Source organism: Neisseria sp. HMSC074B07, from assembly GCF_001810355.1.
Lineage (GTDB): Bacteria > Pseudomonadota > Gammaproteobacteria > Burkholderiales > Neisseriaceae > Neisseria.
In genome coordinates this window covers 53,074-71,077 of sequence record NZ_KV800950.1, presented here as the reverse complement: position 1 = coordinate 71,077, position 18,004 = coordinate 53,074, and the positions used below count along the sequence as shown (strand labels likewise).

12 protein-coding genes are annotated in these 18,004 nt (G+C 52.5%); 3 read left to right on the top strand and 9 right to left on the bottom strand.

Annotated features, from left to right (window positions below; genetic code table 11):
• Positions 1–47: 47 nt before the first annotated feature.
• Positions 48–1,388, bottom strand: a complete 1,341-nt coding sequence (gene ribBA / locus HMPREF2726_RS08365) for a bifunctional 3,4-dihydroxy-2-butanone-4-phosphate synthase/GTP cyclohydrolase II (RefSeq protein ID WP_210399690.1) — start codon at positions 1,386–1,388, stop codon at positions 48–50.
• A gap of 217 nt (positions 1,389–1,605) precedes the next feature.
• On the opposite strand from ribBA, the gene HMPREF2726_RS08360 reads away from it, so the two are divergent.
• Positions 1,606–2,208: a DUF4230 domain-containing protein gene (locus HMPREF2726_RS08360; protein ID WP_070602967.1), complete on the top strand. Its 603-nt coding sequence runs from the start codon at positions 1,606–1,608 to the stop codon at positions 2,206–2,208.
• 146 nt (positions 2,209–2,354) lie between these two features.
• On the opposite strand, the gene HMPREF2726_RS08355 is transcribed toward HMPREF2726_RS08360, so the two are convergent.
• The 6 genes from HMPREF2726_RS08355 to HMPREF2726_RS08330 all read right to left on the bottom strand — a co-directional run bounded on the left by HMPREF2726_RS08355 (position 2,355) and on the right by HMPREF2726_RS08330 (position 11,261).
• Positions 2,355–3,452: a hypothetical protein gene (locus HMPREF2726_RS08355; RefSeq protein WP_070602965.1), complete on the bottom strand. Its 1,098-nt coding sequence runs from the start codon at positions 3,450–3,452 to the stop codon at positions 2,355–2,357.
• A 356-nt stretch (positions 3,453–3,808) separates the two neighbouring features.
• Positions 3,809–4,612, bottom strand: a complete 804-nt coding sequence (locus tag HMPREF2726_RS08350; RefSeq protein WP_070602964.1) for an HNH endonuclease — start codon at positions 4,610–4,612, stop codon at positions 3,809–3,811.
• Positions 4,613–4,837: 225 nt separating this feature from the next.
• Positions 4,838–8,734, bottom strand: coding sequence for a phosphoribosylformylglycinamidine synthase (purL, locus tag HMPREF2726_RS08345; RefSeq protein WP_070602962.1), 3,897 nt, complete (start codon positions 8,732–8,734; stop codon positions 4,838–4,840).
• A 276-nt stretch (positions 8,735–9,010) separates the two neighbouring features.
• Complete coding sequence (locus tag HMPREF2726_RS08340; RefSeq protein WP_009312206.1) at positions 9,011–9,358, bottom strand: hypothetical protein; 348 nt, start codon at positions 9,356–9,358, stop codon at positions 9,011–9,013.
• 84 nt (positions 9,359–9,442) lie between these two features.
• Positions 9,443–10,213 carry a M48 family metallopeptidase gene (locus HMPREF2726_RS08335; protein WP_036529430.1) on the bottom strand — a complete coding sequence of 257 codons (771 nt, stop codon included), beginning with the start codon at positions 10,211–10,213 and terminating at the stop codon, positions 9,443–9,445.
• Between the two features lie 106 nt (positions 10,214–10,319).
• Positions 10,320–11,261, bottom strand: coding sequence for a serine hydrolase (locus tag HMPREF2726_RS08330; protein WP_009312204.1), 942 nt, complete (start codon positions 11,259–11,261; stop codon positions 10,320–10,322).
• A gap of 320 nt (positions 11,262–11,581) precedes the next feature.
• Between HMPREF2726_RS08330 and clpX the strand changes: the two genes are divergently transcribed.
• Positions 11,582–12,850 carry an ATP-dependent Clp protease ATP-binding subunit ClpX gene (clpX, locus tag HMPREF2726_RS08325; protein WP_070602960.1) on the top strand — a complete coding sequence of 423 codons (1,269 nt, stop codon included), beginning with the start codon at positions 11,582–11,584 and terminating at the stop codon, positions 12,848–12,850.
• Positions 12,851–13,089: 239 nt separating this feature from the next.
• The gene (acnB, locus tag HMPREF2726_RS08320; RefSeq protein WP_070602958.1) at positions 13,090–15,675 is read left to right on the top strand and encodes a bifunctional aconitate hydratase 2/2-methylisocitrate dehydratase; all 2,586 of its coding nucleotides are present in this window, start codon (positions 13,090–13,092) and stop codon (positions 15,673–15,675) included.
• A 137-nt stretch (positions 15,676–15,812) separates the two neighbouring features.
• On the opposite strand, the gene lptG is transcribed toward acnB, so the two are convergent.
• Together lptG and lptF are read right to left on the bottom strand one after the other, a co-directional pair.
• Positions 15,813–16,883, bottom strand: coding sequence for an LPS export ABC transporter permease LptG (gene lptG / locus HMPREF2726_RS08315; RefSeq protein ID WP_070602956.1), 1,071 nt, complete (start codon positions 16,881–16,883; stop codon positions 15,813–15,815).
• On the bottom strand, positions 16,880–17,995 hold the full coding sequence (gene lptF / locus HMPREF2726_RS08310; RefSeq protein WP_070602955.1) for an LPS export ABC transporter permease LptF: 1,116 nt from the start codon (positions 17,993–17,995) through the stop codon (positions 16,880–16,882). Before lptF ends, lptG begins: the two co-directional genes overlap by 4 nt.
• Between the last annotated feature and the right edge of the window lie 9 nt (positions 17,996–18,004).

Sequence of the window (18,004 nt, the reverse complement as noted above, 5' to 3'; positions counted from 1 at the left end):
AAAACCGGAATCGGGATTTCAGACGACCTTTTGATAAGACGGACGGTTTATTTGTTTTCTGCTTCTTCAAAGCCGACAACTTCCAAGCCGAAGCCGGTCAGTCCGGTGAAGGCGGAGGGCTGTCCTAACACGCGCAGTTTGCCGACGTTGAGGCCGGCGAGGATTTGTGCGCCGATGCCGTAGCTTTTGCTGTCCCATTTGTAGGCTTGGTTGGCGCCTTTGGGCAGGGTGCGGTCGAGCAGGGTGGCGCCGTCTTCGGTGCGGTGCAGGAGGATGACGACGCCGCTTTCGGCTTGCTGGATGCGCTCAAGGGCTTTGGGCAGCGACCAGGAATGGCGCGGGTTGGCTTGGATGAAGTCCATGACGCTGAAGGGTTCGTGTACGCGGACGAGGGTTTCGGTGTCGGCGGCGGGTTTGCCTTTGACGAGGGCGAGGTGAGTTTCGCCGGAGAGTTTGTCAACGTAAACGTGTTGCTGGAATTCGCCCCACGGGGTTTGTACGGGGGCGTTGCCCATGTCTTCGAGCAGGCTTTCGGTGCGGCTGCGGTATTCGATAAGGTCGGTAATCGTGCCGATTTTGAGGTTGTGTTCTTCGGCGAACTTCATCAGTTCGGGCATACGCGCCATGGTGCCGTCGTCGTTGATGATTTCGCAGATGACGGCGGCGGGGATGAGTCCGTTCATTTGTGCCAAGTCGACGCCGGCTTCGGTGTGTCCGGCGCGTACTAGGACGCCGCCTTTTTGCGCACGCAAGGGGAAAATATGACCGGGTTGGACGATGTCTTCGGGTTTGGCGGTCGGAGAAACGGCGGTTTGGATGGTCAGGGCGCGGTCGGCGGCGGAAATGCCGGTGGTAATGCCTTGCGCCGCTTCGATGGAAACGGTGAAGTTGGTGCCGTATTGCGCGCCGTTTTTCTGGGTCATCATGGGCAGGCCGAGCCGCTCGACCATGCTGCCTTCCATCGGCAGGCAAACCAGTCCGCGCGCGTGTTTGATCATAAAGTTGATGGCTTCGGGGGTGACGAACTGCGCCGCCATCAGCAAATCGCCTTCGTTTTCGCGGTCTTCCGCGTCGGTGATGATGACCATTTTGCCGGCTTTGATGTCGGCGAGGATTTCAGGGATGGAGGAAATGTGGGGCATGGTGCGTCTTTCTTGATGGTCGGGTTGGGCTGAGGCGTGTTCTTGATCCAGCCACATGGCGGGCATTTGCGCCGCCTGTTCGATTTTTCGGGCTTTTTTCTCGCCGAAGGATTTATTTTTCAGAAGGGCGGACAATTCGCCTTGGTTGATGGCGATGGCTTCGGCAAAACGGGTTTGCTGGCCGCCGTATTTGTCCGCTATCCATTGCCGCAGGTTGCGGCGGCGCAGGTCGGTGGTGTTCATGATGTGTTGTGTGGCTGAAAGAATGTAGGCGATTGTAGTCTTGTCTTTACCAAAAGGCAAACTATGTGTGATGGTGGTTTTTTATTACTTTTTGGTAATGTTTCGACAGAAGGTCGTCTGAAAAACAAAAATTGCGTTTTCAGACGACTTTTGCTTGAAATCTGAACATTTGAAAGAATATGGGCGTTAAGTTCAACGCAACCGAAAAGGGTTTAAGCTGATGAAAATGGTTTACCGACTGATTTTAATATCTATTTTTTGTGCAGTCGCAGCGGCGGGCGGTTGGTTCTATGCCCAGCACCGCAATGACAACGCCCATGAAGCGATTTCGCGCGAAGGCGTTTTGATGCAGATTAAGCAGATGAACCGCTTGGAAAGCACGGCTTTTTACATCGACACCATCATCCGCACCGAGAAAAAAGGCGACTGGCGCAGATTGTGGCAGGACGCGCAAAGCGGTCTGTTTATCGTGCGCGGCAAAGTGTTGGCGGGCTTGGATTTGGACAAACTTCATGCCGACAACGTCAATATCGTGGATGGAAAAGTCCTCATCAGCCTGCCGCCTGTAGAAATCCTCAGCGTCGATTTGGAAAATATCGAGGTGTACGACATCCAAACCGGTTCGTTCAACCTTTTGCCGGTGGATAAGGCGGTGTTCAAAACCGTGCAGGAAGAAGCCAAAAAGCAAGTCCTCGCCAGCGCGTGCAAAGCCCAGATTTTGGATCATGCCAACCGCCAAGCGCAAACGCAGCTTGAAAACCTGTTTGCCCTGACGCAGACGCAGGTATCGGTTTATCCGGCGGCTGTGGGGCAATGCAAATAGCGGCAGCGCAAAACAAGGCTTAGGCGCCGAGTACAAACAAGGTCGTCTGAAAACGAAAGCAGCGGGTTCGCCAAATCGTTTTCAGACGACCTTTTGTTTAGCGTCGATACGCTTCACATCAAGCGCGCGCGTGCATCATCCAAGCGTTAAAGATAGTCGCCGATATTCGGGCTTCTGCCGAACACGGCTTCATGCGCCTGACTGATGGTCAGCCGGTTAAACATCAGCCGCTGGGTTTGGTCGCCGTCGATAATCCTTACCCTGCCTTCCAATTTCGGCGCGTCGTGGTGAAAAGTGTTTTTAAACGCAAGCCAGCGGTCGGTTTGCAGGTGGACGACGGCAAACATATCGTGCGAAATATTCACGCCGACGCTGATGAGTTTCGTCGAAGCCTGAAGGCAGAAACTGCTGTCGCCAAAGAGGCACAGCCCCTCGTTTTCGGCATAGCGGAACAGCTCGATTTTCACCGCATCGGGTTCGGCGAATATGGTGCAAAACAGCCGCTCAAACAGCGACGGCTGTGCCACGCCTTCGCTCAACATGCCGTAAAGCCCCGCCAGCCAATCGACATAGCCGAGAAACGAAAAACGGTAGTTTTGCATAATGGCTTCGATGCGGCTCGGATCGCGCTTGCTGATCAGGCGCACAAACTCAAATCCGACCTCCGGCAGCCGCGCCCGAACCGCCTCATGCAGACGGTGGGCAAACAGGTTTTTATGGTTGTGCGGATTGCGCAGGATGCCGAGGAATTTCAGCCGCAATATCCGCCACAATGCTTCGGGAACTTTGACCGTATCGGTTTCGCCCGTTTTCAGACGGCATTCGGGCAACGTGCGCAAGTGGTTGCAGGCTTCTTCGTAGCCGCTTTCGTGGCGGTTGAACCAGCTTTCCAAATTGTACTGGTTGGCGGTGTTTTCGACGAAAGTCAGCGTGTAGAGGTTTTTCGCCGCCAAATTGCCGATGATGTTGACACTCGCCGCCGCACCGCGATTTTCATTCCCGCCGCGAACCTTGTCGCCGGAGCGGGAGCGTCGAGCGGCAGCCGGTTCGCGGAACATGGACAAAGACAGTTTGTAAACATTCTGATTCTGCGGGCTGACCTGCGGATTATGCGCATGCTGCCGCTGCTCGGTCTGGGCGATATAGTGGTGTTCCTTGGTCGGATTCGCCGTCAACAGCGCATAAGGCTTTTCGCCGCATTCGGAAAATTCGCAATCACTGAGGATAAAGGCTTGTCGGGTCATAGTATCGGGAGAGGCCGTCTGAATGTGCCGATTATAGTTGATGGGGAGCTAAGGGGGATTATACGGAATGATGCTTCTGCTTGCAGAATACGCCGATAGAATGCCGATAGCAGGAATCCAAAAAACACTTCGCCGCCGTCATTCCCGCGCAGGCGGGAATCCAGAAGTTTGGATTTACAGTAATCTTTAAATATTTCTGAAATGAAGAGGTCTGGATTCCCGCCTGCGCGGGAATGACGGTAATTGGTTAGTATTTGTACGCAAAAGAACGCAAAAAGGTCGTCTGAAAACAAATATAGCGTGGTTCGCTAAATCGTTTTCAGACGACCTTAAATCAACGGGCTGTTCAACACTATCTATTCTTCTTTTTGGAAAACGTGGTTGCGGTGATACTCGAAATATTTTTGGCTTTCAGGTTCGATTTTTAATTTCATATCGGGAGAAATTCCAAGCCGCTTTTGATTTTCCAGATCGATTTTCGGACTGATTTTTATCGTACCGTCGGCATCAAACGTAATCAGTCCGCTATCGAATAATGCGTCAATATTGGGTGCGAGCATCAGTCCATTGAAGGGATCTAACCTCTCTTCATTATTGCATTTGCTCCAAGGTTTGATATGGCTGGCAATAAGTAAAGACCGAACATCTAGACCTGTTAGCGGGCAGTTCGGATACAGTTCGAGTAGTTTTTGCCGGAATCTGCCTTGCCCTTGACGGGCTTTTATCAAAGTTTCAATTTCGGTTCGCTTTTCTGGATTAGTCTCGGAGGCTAAACATTCTTCGAGTTCGTCTATATCAGATTTTAAGGACAGGGCAGAAGCTACCTGAAAATTTGGTATTCCCATGAGCCGTCCTACCGGTAATCCGTTTTTCTTACAGGTTCCGCATGGAGTTAGTTCTCTTCTGTATTCATCCAGGCTCCATTTTTCAAGTTCTTCAATTGAGTTTGAGCAAACTTTGAAATATTTTCCAGTTGTGCGCCCCGGCCTTTTATTTAGTTGGTTACAATTAGCAAAATGTATTTTGGGATAATCTTTCCAAATCTTAGAAGGGTCTTTAGTTTGATCTATATTTAATACAAATCCATTTGGGTTTTCATCAATCCATTTAATATAGTCATCATCATTCGGCATGTTTTTAAAAATTACTATGTTAGACATAAGCTTCTCCAAATCTTTCTATAAATTCAATTAAGTTTATTTGTATATAGGTTCGGGACAAAAAATCTAGGCCGTCATTCCCGCGCAGGCGGGAATGACGGCGGTCGGCTCGGTCTTATACGCAAAAGAACATATAAAGGTCGTCTGAAAACAGATATAGCAGAATCCGCTAAATCGTTTTCAGACGACCTTTCTCTTTAAAGCCGAATCAAATCAGCCTACCGGTTAACCCAACGCCTTCCTTGCTCCGGCGAAGAGGCGGTACCAGCCGGACAGTTCCGTCCAGTCTTCCGGTTTCCAGCTCATTTGTGCGGCGCGGTACACGCGTTCGGGGTGGGGCATCATGATGGTAACGCGGCCGTCGGCATTGGTCACGCCGGCGATGCCTTGCGGCGAGCCGTTGGGGTTGAGCGGGTAGGTTTGGGTAACTTGGTTTTGTCCGTCGACGTATTGCAGTGCGATGCCGAGGCCGTCTGAAATTTTGCCGCCGTGAAGCGCGAAGTCGGCGCGACCTTCGCCGTGGCTGACGACGACGGGCAGGCTGGAGCCTTGCATTTCGTTCAGGATCAGGGAGGCTGATTTGGGGACGTGAACCATGCTCAGGCGCGCTTCGAACTGTTCGCTCAGGTTGCGTTTGAACTTCGGCCAGCCTGCCGCGCCGGGGATGATTTCGGCGAGGTTGCTGACCATCTGGCAGCCGTTGCACACGCCCAATGTCAGCGTGTCCGGGTCGGCGAAGAAGGCGGCGAACTGGTCGCGTAAGGCGGGGTGGAACAGGATGGATTTCGCCCAGCCTTCGCCCGCGCCGAGTACGTCGCCGTAGCTGAAGCCGCCGCACGCCGCCAGCATTTTGAAGTCGGCAAGGTGGACGCGGCCTGCCATCAGGTCGGACATATGCACGTCGTAGGCATCGAATCCGGCGCGGGTGAACGCGGCGGCCATTTCGATTTCCCCGTTCACGCCCTGTTCGCGCAGGATGGCGATTTTGGGTTTCGCGCCGCTGTTGACGAAAGGCGCGGAGATGTCTTCGTTCACGTCAAATTTCACGTCGGCAAACAATGCGCTGCGGTCGTTGTCGCCAATCAGGGCAAACTCACTGTCGGCGCAGGCGGGGTTGTCGCGCAGGCGTTGGATGGCGTGGCTGGTTTCCTGCCATGCGCGTTGCAGGTCGGTGCGGGTTTGTTCCAACACGATGCCTGCCTGATTGCGGATAACGATTTTTTCGTCGGAACCGATGGTGGCAACGGTATGCAAGGGCAGCGTTGCCGCTTTAAACAAGGCTTCTACTACCGCAACATCTTGTTTGGCAATTTGAATCACTGCGCCCAGTTCTTCATTGAACAATGCGCGGATGCTGGCTTCGTTGACGTCGGCTTGATTGGCAACCAATGAGGTCAAATCCACATTCAAGCCGCACCGTGCCGCAAACGCCATTTCCGCCAGCGTCGCAAACAAGCCGCCGTCGCTGCGGTCGTGATATGCCAAAAGTTTGTCTTCGGCGACAAGCTGTTGAATCACGCCGTAGAAGTCTTTCAGACGACCTGTATCGTCTAAATCGGGCGCGTCGCCGCTCATGTTGTTGTATACCTGACCGAACGCGGAGCCGCCCATGCGCGCTTTGCCGAATCCCAAATCGATAAACAGCAATACGCTGTCTTCGACGTTTTTCAACTCAGGCGTAACGGTTTTGCGCACGTCTTGAACTGGCGCGAACGCGGAGATAATCAGGCTCAACGGCGAAACGACGAATTTTTTCTCTTCGCCGTCTTGCCAAACGGTTTTCATCGACAGGCTGTCTTTGCCCACGGGGATGCTCAAATCCAGTGCCTGACAGGCTTTAGAAACCGCTTCGACGGTGCGGTAGAGTTTTTCGTCTTCGCCTTCGTTGCCGCACGCCGCCATCCAGTTGGCGGAGAGCTTGATGTTGCCGATGTCGCCGATGTTGACCGGCGCGATGTTGGTGATGGCTTCGCCGACGCACATTCTGCCCGAAGCAGGCGCGTCAAACAGGGCTACGGTCGGTTTTTCGCCCATAGACATCGCTTCGCCGCGATAAGTGTTGAAGCCCATCATGGTAACGGCGCAGTCGGCTACGGGAGTTTGGTATTTGCCGACCATTTGGTCGCGGTGGGTCATGCCGCCGACGCTGCGGTCGCCGATGGTAATCAGGAAGTTTTTTGCGGCAACGGTAGGCAGGCGCAGAACGCGGTAGGCGGCTTCGGTGATGTCGATATTGCCCGCGTTAAACGGTTTTTCAGACGACCTCACGGTTTTGTCGCTGCGCGTGGTTTTGGGCGGTTTGCCGAGCAAGACGTTCAGCGGCAAATCGACGGGGTTGTTGGAGAACAAATCGTCGCGTACTTTCAAATGGCCGTCGTCGGTCGCCGTGCCGACCACGGCAAACGGGCAGCGTTCGCGTTCGCAGATGGCGCGGAAGGTGTCCAAATCTTTTTCCAAAATCGACAACACATAACGTTCTTGCGATTCGTTGCACCAGATTTGCAATGGGTTGAGTCCGTGTTCTTCCAGCGGCACTTCGCGCAGCTTGAATACCGCGCCGCGTCCGGCATCATTGACCAGTTCGGGGAAGGCGTTGGACAGGCCGCCCGCGCCGACGTCGTGGATGGAGATAATCGGGTTTTTGTCGCCAAGCTGCCAGCAGCGGTCGATGACTTCTTGCGCGCGGCGTTCGATTTCAGGGTTGCCGCGTTGTACGGAGTTGAAGTCTAAAGAGGCGTCGTTTGTACCGGTATTCATGGATGAAGCCGCGCCGCCGCCCAAGCCGATAAGCATGCCCGGGCCGCCCAGTTGAATCAGCAACGCGCCTTCAGGGATTTCGTCTTTATGCGTCTGCTGCGCCTGAATACTGCCCAAGCCGCCGGCGATCATAATCGGTTTGTGGTAGCCGCGAACCTGACCGTCAAACTTCTCTTCAAAAGTGCGGAAGTAGCCCAAGAGGTTCGGGCGGCCGAATTCGTTGTTGAACGCCGCGCCGCCGATGGGGCCTTCAATCATGATGTCCAGCGGCGAGGAAATGTGTTCCGGCTTGCCGTAGTCTTGTTCCCACGGCTGTTTGAGGTCGGGGATGTTGAGGTTGGATACGGTAAAGCCGGTCAAGCCTGCTTTCGGACGCGAACCTTTGCCCGTTGCGCCTTCGTCGCGGATTTCGCCGCCCGCGCCCGTTGCCGCACCCGCAAACGGCGCGATGGCGGTCGGGTGGTTGTGCGTTTCCACTTTCATGATGATATGCGTGTCTTCCTCGTGGAAACGGTAGCCTTGGTTTTCCGCCGCATTCGGATAGAAACGCTCGATTTTCGCGCCTTCGATCACGGACGAATTGTCTTTATAGGCGACGACCGTGCCTTCGGGATGCGCGTTGTGTGTATCGCGAATCATGCCGAAGAGCGATTTTGGCTGTTTTTCGCCGTTGAGAATGAAGTCGGCGTTGAAGATTTTGTGGCGGCAGTGTTCGCTGTTTGCCTGCGCGAACATCATCAGCTCCACATCGGACGGATTGCGCTGCAAAGCCTGATAGTTTTCAACCAGATAATCGATTTCGTCGGCGGAGAGTGCCAAGCCCATTTCGGTATTGGCTTTGACCAAAGCCTCTTTACCGCCGCCCAAAACATCGACGGTGGAAAAGGTTTCGGATTCGAGATGGTGGAATAATTTGGAGGCCGTCTGAAAATCGGGCAGCACGGATTCGGTCATGCGGTCGTGCAGCAAAGCCGCCCATTGCTGTTTCTGTTCATCATTCAGACGACCTTCCAGCCACACCGCCATGCCGCGCTCGATGCGCTCTATGCCTTCCAAACCGCAGTTTTCCGCGATATTGGTCGCCTTGGAAGCCCACGGCGAAATCGTACCCAAGCGGGGCGTTACCAAAAACAAATGCAAGCCCTCGCGCGCTTCGGGCGTTTCTTTAACGCTTTGCGCCGCCAACAAGGCTTGCAGTTTTTCGACAGTCGCGGCATCCAGTGCTTTCTCGCTGCCGACAAAATACCAAAATTCGCTTTTCAGTTTCACTTCGGGCAGGCCGAGTGCGGCCGCTTTTTGCAAGAGTTTTTCAACACGGAAATCGGAAAGGGCGGTAACGCCGCGCAAGGGCAAAACAACAGACATGATTCAGCTCTCAAATGCGGTTGGGAAAGGCTGTATTATACGCCGAATGGGTCTGGGTTGCTTGGTAATTTGGGTGGAAATGTTGACAATTTTTCAGACGACCTGCGCTGGATGGGGCGGAAGGGTCGTCTGAAAAATCTTGATTGAAACCTATGCAATGCTTTGATTTAAATTGATTTTTTAGGGTTTTAAATCACACGAACGCCTTTAGGTAATGCAGATGTCGGATTTGGGAATCCAATCTATGGTTTCTCTCATGGCTGCGCTTACTTATGCTCATATATCAAAATTTCGATATTCAAATTTGTATTGGGCCTCTTGAGTTTTGTTATACTCTCCGACAAGATAAAATTTAATATCTTCGTAAATTAAAATATATTCGATTAAATAATCACCATCAACATATTCTATTGATAAAAAGGTGTCATTATTTAGATCTGATATAGAAAATAAATTAATTTTCGACTTATCTTTTACAAAACTCAAAAAATCATCTATCTCAGCTAAAGTTTCTTTGTCTAAACCATATTCGGACGACAATATTTCTGTATTATTTTGTTTATAAGCCGTGACAAATTGATTGATAGCTTCGTAAATAGTTGCTCGGATATTTTGTTTTTTCATACTGTAACCTATTTCTTAAATAGAAGGATTATAGGCTGATTTGAAAAAATCGATGTCGGTTTACGGAAGGTTTATCCAAGAAATTTATCGTTTATTTTTCTGATAAATCGGCATGAGTTCAGGCAGCATTCTGCGGATGGCGTTGATGCGCGTCTGATTGGTCGGATGGGTGGACAAAATCGCAATAGACGAGCTGCCTTCAAGTTTGCTCATCTTTTCCCAAACGCTGATGGCAGCCTCCGGATTGTAGCCCGCCTGAGCCATCAAACGTACGCCGCCTGCGTCCGCTTCGCTTTCCTGATGGCGCGAAAAGGGCTTGGAAGCAAGTAAATCCGTACCCAATCCAACGATATTGGCATCGACTCCGGATGCACCCGCTAAAATAGAACCGCCCAATCCCGTCAGCACTTGGCCGCCAATCGCTTTTTTGCCATGTTCCAGCAGGGCGTGGGTCATCTCGTGACCGATAACGGCGGCGATTTCGTCGTCCGTCAATTTCAAACGCTCAACCATGCCGGTGTACATCGCCATTTTGCCTCCGGGCATTGCCCAAGCATTCAATTCGTTGCCGCGGAAAACATTCATCTGCCAATTGAAAGGTGTGCCAGTTTGGTTGGCCTGGTTGGCATAGGGTTTCAGGCGTTCGAATACGGCTTTGATACGGCGCGAAGTGTGGGAAGTGTTGTCCAAAACGCGCTGCGACTGCGCTTGCTGTACCACTTGCGAATAGTTTTTGGCGGCAGCCTCGTTGAGCGATGCCGTATCGTATCCCACCATATCGGCAACGGAAGTACAGCCGGTCAAGGCTAAAATGGCTACCAACTGTATCAATTGTTTTTTGTTCGGCATTTGCATCTCCTAATATTGTTAAAATCAAGATTCTTCAACCGGATTGCATGAAGTTTTTCTGCTTATCATATAAAAAATGCCGCCTGATTTTCAGACGGCATAATAAGTGTTTTTAAGAGCGGCGCTGCGACATCCAAGATTCGATCTTACGCGCGTCGTTTACGCGGGTTGTCGAGGTTGGCGAGTTCAGCAATACGATGGTAATCGGTTGGTTTTGAACGTTTGCCTTAACCACCATCGAACGTCCTGCTTCGCGGATATAACCAGTTTTCTGAAGCTCGATGTTCCAGCTGCCTTCGCGGACGAGGGCGTTGGAGTTTTTATAGTTTTGGCGGCCGTTTGCCGTCCAAACCGAGCCGTAGTTGGAGGTCGTGTTTTTGCGGATAAGCGGATATTTGCTCGCTGCGGCGACCATGCGGTTCAAATCGTTGGCGGTTGATACGTTTTGGAAATTCAGACCGGTAGGTTCGTAGAAACGGCTGCTGTGCATGCCCAGGCTTTGCGCTTTGGCATTCATGGCGGCAACAAACGCTGACATACCGCCCGGATAGGTACGGCCCAGCGCGTGTGTTGCGCGGTTTTCGCTGCTCATCAGGCTCAGGTGCAGCAATTCGCCGCGCGTCAGCGTCGTGCCGACGGCAAGGCGGCTGCCTGTACCTTTCAGACGGTCGATTTCGTCGGAGGTGATGGTAATGCGTTCGTTCATATCCAAACGTGCGTCCAAGACGACCATCGCGCTCATCAGTTTGGAAATGGACGCAATCGGCATCACGCGGTCTGCGTTTTTCTGATACAGGATTTCGCCTGTTTTGTTGTTAAAAATCAGGGCGGACTGCGATGTCAAAAGCGGCCCCGCCATCATCGCCTGAGCCTCGATTTTTTGTGCGTGGCTTAATGCGAAAGCTTCCATCGGGTCATTTTGGGTTGGAAAATTTTGTTCCAAAAATTGACCCAAAACGTCCATATCGTCTGCAGCGGCAGGGGCGGCGGCGACAGTCAACGCCATACCCAAACAGGCTGCACTCAGTGTTTTATAAAATTTCATAACCGACATACTTCAACCAGTAGAATTTAAGACAATTGAATTATTAAAGGGGATATTTTGCTTAAAATACAACAAAATGTAAAGTTTAATATGGCTTTTTTGCGTTTGTTTGCATCTTTTTCCCAAATTGGAAACAATCTTAAGGATGGGAAATCATGGTGTGTTGCCATGCATCGGAGGGTCGTCTGAAAACCTTACGCCCAACAGCTTGCCATACGGTATTTGATAAACCTTAAGATACTGATTATACTTACCGACTTTGCCGAAAACCGTTCCCGCAACATTCGGATGACGGTTTGCCGATATTGCTTGAAAACAGAAGATAAATTATGACTGAAGAAAAACGCTCCTGCTCGTTTTGCGGAAAATCCGAGCATGAAGTCAAAAACCTGATTGAAGGCGAAAACGCTTTTATCTGTAACGAATGTGTAGAAACTTGCGGCGTGATGCTGCAAAGTTCAGACGACCTCTCCACAGAGAAATCTGCAACGGATGCGTCCCATCCGAACAACAAGCTGCCCACGCCTGCCGAAATCGTCGCCAACCTCAACGATCATGTTATCGGTCAGGAACAAGCCAAGAAAGCCTTGGCGGTGTCGGTGTACAACCATTACAAACGCCTGCGCCATCCCAAAGCCAACGGCAACGTCGAATTGTCGAAATCCAACATCCTGCTTATCGGTCCGACCGGTTCGGGTAAAACCCTGTTGGCGCAGTCCTTGGCGCGCAAACTGGACGTGCCGTTCGTGATGGCGGATGCGACCACGCTGACCGAGGCGGGTTATGTCGGTGAAGACGTTGAGCAAATCATTACCAAGCTTTTAGGTAAATGCGATTTTGATGTTGAAAAAGCCCAGCGCGGCATCGTCTATATCGACGAAATCGACAAAATCTCCCGTAAAAGCGACAACCCGTCGATTACCCGCGACGTATCCGGTGAAGGCGTGCAACAAGCCTTGCTGAAACTGATTGAAGGTACGGTTGCCAGCGTTCCACCCCAAGGCGGCCGCAAACATCCGAATCAGGAATTTATCAACGTCGACACGACCAACATCCTGTTTATCTGCGGCGGCGCGTTTGCAGGCTTGGAAAAAGTGATCCGTCAGCGTACTGAAAAAGGCGGTATCGGTTTCGGCGCATCCGTTCACAGTAAGGACGAAAATGCCGACATTACCGGATTGTTTGAAATCGTCGAGCCTGAAGACTTGATTAAATTCGGTCTGATTCCCGAGTTAATCGGTCGTCTGCCCGTTATTGCCACATTGGCGGAATTGGATGAAGACGCATTGGTCAACATTTTGACCGAGCCAAAAAATGCCTTGGTGAAACAATATCAAACCCTGTTCGGCATGGAAAATGTCGAATTGGAATTTGAAGAAGAAGCCTTGCGCAGCATCGCCCGTCAGGCAATGGAACGCAAAACCGGCGCGCGCGGCCTGCGCTCCATCGTTGAACGCTGCCTCTTGGATACCATGTATCAACTGCCTGATTTGAAAGGCGTAACCAAAGTTGTCATCGGTAAAAACGTCATTGAGAAAGGCGAACAGCCCAAGCTCTTGCGCGAAGACGGCAGCGAATATCAGGCAAACGCTCGGTAAAAGAACGAACCGGTCATTCCGATAAAACATAAAAGGTCGTCTGAAACCCTGTTTTCAGACGACCTTTTCGTATTTTTCAAGATAATTCGTTTCAATAGCAAACACCTATTACATCCGATAACATAAATATTCCAATTTTTGCCAAACTGGTCTATGATACCTAAAAGGATTGTTTACAATTCTTTGATTGCAAATCATTTGCAACGGATAGAAGAAAAACAGAAAAAAGGAACAAAGAGATGTTAGAAGCCTATCGCAAAGCCGCCGCCGAGCGTGCTGCCCTCGGTATCCCGCCCCTCCCTTTGAACGCGCAGCAAACCGCCGATTTGGTTGAGCTGCTGAAAAACCCGCCCGCAGGCGAAGGTGAATTCTTGGTCGAACTGCTTGCCCACCGTGTTCCGCCCGGTGTGGACGATGCCGCCAAAGTCAAAGCCTCATTCCTGGCTGCCGTTGCCGAAGGCAGCGCATCCAGCCCGTTGGTTTCCCCCGAATATGCGACCGAACTCTTAGGTACGATGCTCGGCGGTTACAACATTCACGCCTTAATCGAACTCTTGGACAATGACAAACTCGCACCTATCGCTGCCAAAGGTTTGAAACATACGCTTCTGATGTTCGATTCTTTCCACGACGTTCAGGAAAAAGCCGAGAAAGGCAACAAATACGCGCAGGAAGTTTTGCAATCTTGGGCAGATGCCGAATGGTTTACCTCACGCGCCAAAGTTCCCGAAAAAATCACCGTTACCGTCTTCAAAGTTGACGGCGAAACCAATACAGACGACCTCTCTCCCGCGCCCGACGCATGGAGCCGTCCCGATATTCCGCTGCACGCGCTGGCCATGCTGAAAAACCCGCGCGACGGCATCACGCCCGACAAACCGGGCGAAGTCGGTCCGATTAAATTGTTGGAAGAACTCAAAGCCAAAGGTCATCCCGTTGCCTACGTCGGCGACGTGGTCGGTACCGGTTCTTCACGCAAATCCGCAACCAACTCCGTCATTTGGCATACCGGCGAAGACATCCCGTTCGTGCCGAACAAACGTTTCGGCGGCGTATGCTTGGGCGGTAAAATCGCGCCGATTTTCTTCAATACTCAGGAAGACTCCGGCGCGCTGCCGATTGAAGTCGATGTTTCCGCGCTGAAAATGGGCGATGTCGTCGATATTCTGCCTTATGAAGGCAAAATCGTGAAAAACGGCGAAACCGTTGCCGAGTTCAGCCTGAAATCCCAAGTATTGCTGGACGAAGTGCAAGCGGGCGGCCGTATCAACCTGATTATCGGCCGCGGTCTGACCGCCAAAGCGCGTGAAGCCTTGAAACTGCCAGCCTCCACCGAATTCCGCCTGCCTCAAGCGCCTGCCGAAAGCAAAGCTGGTTTCACGTTGGCGCAAAAAATGGTTGGTCGCGCCTGCGGTCTGCCGGAAGGACAAGGCGTACGCCCGGGTACTTATTGCGAACCGCGCATGACGACGGTCGGCTCACAAGATACCACCGGTCCGATGACCCGCGACGAGTTGAAAGACTTGGCTTGCTTGGGCTTCTCCGCCGATATGGTGATGCAGTCTTTCTGCCACACCGCAGCTTATCCGAAACCTGTCGATGTGAAAACCCATAAAGAACTGCCCGCCTTCATTTCTACCCGTGGCGGCGTGGCTCTTCGTCCGGGCGACGGCGTGATCCACTCATGGCTCAACCGCTTGCTGCTGCCTGATACCGTCGGTACCGGCGGCGACAGCCATACCCGTTTCCCTATCGGTATTTCCTTCCCCGCAGGCTCCGGCCTGGTTGCTTTCGCAGCAGCCACCGGCGTGATGCCGCTCGATATGCCTGAGTCCGTATTGGTACGCTTCAGCGGCAAACTGCAACCGGGCGTAACCCTGCGCGATTTGGTGAACGCCATTCCGCTTTACGCGATTAAACAAGGTTTGCTCACCGTTGCCAAAGCCGGTAAGAAAAACATATTCTCCGGCCGCATCCTCGAAATCGAAGGTCTGCCTGATTTGAAAGTGGAACAAGCGTTTGAATTGACCGATGCATCTGCCGAACGCTCCGCCGCCGGCTGTACCGTGAAGCTCAACAAAGAGCCGATTATCGAGTATATGAAATCCAACGTCGTGTTGATGAAAAACATGATTGCCGACGGCTATCAAGACCCGCGCACTTTGGAACGCCGCATCAAAGCCATGGAAAAATGGCTGGCGAATCCAGAGCTGCTCGAAGCAGATAAAGATGCCGAATACGCCGCCGTGATTGAAATCAACATGGACGACATTAAAGAGCCGATCATCGCATGCCCGAACGACCCGGACGACGTATGCTTCATGTCCGAACGTTCCGGCACCAAAATCGACGAAGTGTTCATCGGTTCGTGCATGACCAACATCGGCCACTTCCGAGCCGCTTCCAAACTCTTGGAAGGCAAGTCCGACATCCCCGTTCGCCTGTGGATGGCACCGCCGACCAAAATGGACGCGAAAGAACTGTCCGACGAAGGCCACTACGGCGTACTCGGCCGCGCCGGCGCGCGTATGGAAATGCCGGGCTGTTCGCTGTGTATGGGTAACCAAGCCCAAGTACACGAAGGCGCGACCGTCATGTCCACCTCTACCCGCAACTTCCCGAACCGCCTGGGTAAAAATACCTTCGTTTACCTCGGCTCGGCAGAGTTGGCGGCGATTTGCTCCAAACTGGGCAAGATCCCGACCGTTGAAGAATACCAAGCCAACATCGGTATCATCAACGAACAGGGCGATCAAATCTACCGCTACATGAACTTCAACGAAATCGACAGCTACAACGAAGTAGCCGAAACCGTGAATGTTTAATAAGTAGGTAAAACCGTTTCAGACGACCTCTTCAATGGCTAACCCTATGAGGTCGTCTGAAAACAAAAAAAACAGAACAGTTTTCGCTGTTCTGTTTTTTTATAGTGGATTAAATTTAATCCACTATATTCTTGAGCTTAACGCCGCTCCTGCCTGCGTATCAGCCAAACGGCGAGCAGGGCGAAGGCTATGGTGGGCAGTGCGCCGGCGAGGAAGGGTGGGACGCCGTAGAGTTGGCTGGTAAACCCGAAGAGCCGTCCGGCGAAGTGGAACAGCAAGCCGAGGCAGATGCCGCCGAAGAGTTTCAAGCCCATATTGCCGTGGCGGGTAGTTTGCGGGGTGAAGGCGAAGGCGACGAGTGCCATGACCCAGGCGGCGACGGGGTAAACCAATTTGCGCCACCAGGCGATGGCGTAGATTTGGGTGTTTTGGTTGTTGTTTTCGAGGTGGCTGATGTAGGTGGTCAGTTCGCCGACCGACATTTGGTCGGGTTTGACAAGCAATACGTCCATCAGGTTGCGCTTGACGGCAATCGGCCAGTTTTCTTCGGCGGCGGTGGAGACTTCGACTTTGTCTTCGCCAAGTGTGCTGCGGCGGATGTTTTTCAACTGCCAACTGCCGTCGTTGTTTAAAACAGCGGATTCGGCTTCCGTTGCCTGCGTCAGCTCGTTTTTGTCGTTGCGCGCCCAAATTTTAATGCCCAGCAGGGTATGGTCGGGCAGCATTTCGCGCACGTTAATGATGCTGTTTTTTTCTTTGAGCCAAAGCCCAGTATTGCCGGTGCTGATTTTGCCGTTGATGGCGGCGGATTTGATGTTTTCGGCTTTTTGGCTGAGGACGGGGGCAATCCATTCGCCGAGCGCAGCGGTGGCGAGGGCGAAAATCAGTCCGAACTGCGACAGGATCAGCAGCAGCTTTTTGGTACTCATGCCGCTTGCTTTGATGACGGTCAGTTCGCTGCCGGCGGCAAGCTGGCTGAGGGACACGAGTCCGCCGATGAGGACGGCGAGGGGCATGAGTTCGTAGGCGCGCGCGGGCATCTGCATGAGGACGTATTGCGCCATGGTTGCGCCGTTATAGCTGCCTTTGCCTAAGTCGCCGACTTCGTTGATGATTTCAAAAAAGCTGTACAGGGCAAGGAAAGCGAGGAGGGCGTAAACCGCCATAACCGCCATTTGGCGGATGATGTAACGTGAAATCAGGTTCATTTTCCGCCTTTCAATGTCAGACTTTTGCCAACCGCCTGCCAGAAGGGCTGGCTGGGCATACTGCGGACGCGCAGGAGTACGACGGCAATGGCGAACATGATGATGTGCATGGGCAGCAGTCCGAGCCAGAAATGGATTTTGCCGTCTTCCACGGCGTTGCGCAGGAAGGTCAGTCCGTTTTGGTAAATCAGGAAAAGCCCGATGGCGACGAGGATGTTGTAGGTGTGGCCGCTGCGCGGGTTGAAATAGGAAAGCGGCACGGCAAGCAGGCAGAGCAGGAGGACGCTGACGGTCAGCGAGATGCGCCACATCAATTCCGCCTGATGTTGCGGGTTGCTGCTGCCGATGAGCTGGGATGTCGGGATGGTGCGGCGGTGGGAAACGGGGTCGATGAGTTTGGGCGTGGTGCTGATAATCAGGCTGAGGTTTTGGAAGGAAACGCGGTTGTAGTCGGCTTTACCGGGCGTGCCGCTGTAACGGTAGCCGTTGCGCAGGTCGAGCGTGCGCTTGTTGTCGTTCAGCGAGAAATTGCCTTCTTTGGCGAAGATAATGTTGTCGTTGCCGTTTTTGTCTTGTTCGCGCAGGAACAGGTTTTTCATAATACCGGATTCGGTGTCGAAGGTTTCGACGAAGTAAACCCTGCCGTTGCGCTTGCCCAAACTGTTGAATTCGCCTGCTTCCACCATCGACAATTCTTGTTTCTGCTTGAGGATTTCGGCGTATTCGCGGCTGCGCAGTTCCGCCCACGGCATGACCCAAAGCTGCATGACGGCAATTAGAATGGCAAACGGTACGGCAAACTGCATGACGGGGCGTATCCATTGCCTCAACGCCAACCCGCAGGAGAGCCAGACCGACATTTCGCTGTCGCGCCAGTAGCGGGTCAATACGGTCAGCGTACTGATGAACGCGGTTAACACCAGCAAAAGCGGCGTCATGCCGATGACCCAGAAGCCGACCAATGCCAACACGGCATCAATGGCGACGCGCCCGTCGGCGGCACGTCCGAGCAGGTTGATTGCCTGCGTGGAGACCAACACCGCCAAGAGGACGACGAAAATGCCGACGGCGGTAAAAGAGAGTTCTTTGATGAAGTTTTTTTGATAAATCATAGAATCGCG

Excerpts from the sequence above, each read along its gene's own strand:
- HMPREF2726_RS08360 (WP_070602967.1), top strand. The coding sequence starts at position 1,606 with ATGAAAATGGTTTACCGACTGATTTTAATATCTATTTTTTGTGCAGTC.
- HMPREF2726_RS08355 (WP_070602965.1), bottom strand. The coding sequence starts at position 3,452 with ATGACCCGACAAGCCTTTATCCTCAGTGATTGCGAATTTTCCGAATGC.
- HMPREF2726_RS08350 (WP_070602964.1), bottom strand. The coding sequence starts at position 4,612 with ATGTCTAACATAGTAATTTTTAAAAACATGCCGAATGATGATGACTAT.
- purL (WP_070602962.1), bottom strand. The coding sequence starts at position 8,734 with ATGTCTGTTGTTTTGCCCTTGCGCGGCGTTACCGCCCTTTCCGATTTC.
- HMPREF2726_RS08340 (WP_009312206.1), bottom strand. The coding sequence starts at position 9,358 with ATGAAAAAACAAAATATCCGAGCAACTATTTACGAAGCTATCAATCAA.
- HMPREF2726_RS08335 (WP_036529430.1), bottom strand. The coding sequence starts at position 10,213 with ATGCAAATGCCGAACAAAAAACAATTGATACAGTTGGTAGCCATTTTA.
- HMPREF2726_RS08330 (WP_009312204.1), bottom strand. The coding sequence starts at position 11,261 with ATGTCGGTTATGAAATTTTATAAAACACTGAGTGCAGCCTGTTTGGGT.
- clpX (WP_070602960.1), top strand. The coding sequence starts at position 11,582 with ATGACTGAAGAAAAACGCTCCTGCTCGTTTTGCGGAAAATCCGAGCAT.
- acnB (WP_070602958.1), top strand. The coding sequence starts at position 13,090 with ATGTTAGAAGCCTATCGCAAAGCCGCCGCCGAGCGTGCTGCCCTCGGT.
- lptG (WP_070602956.1), bottom strand. The coding sequence starts at position 16,883 with ATGAACCTGATTTCACGTTACATCATCCGCCAAATGGCGGTTATGGCG.
- lptF (WP_070602955.1), bottom strand. The coding sequence starts at position 17,995 with ATGATTTATCAAAAAAACTTCATCAAAGAACTCTCTTTTACCGCCGTC.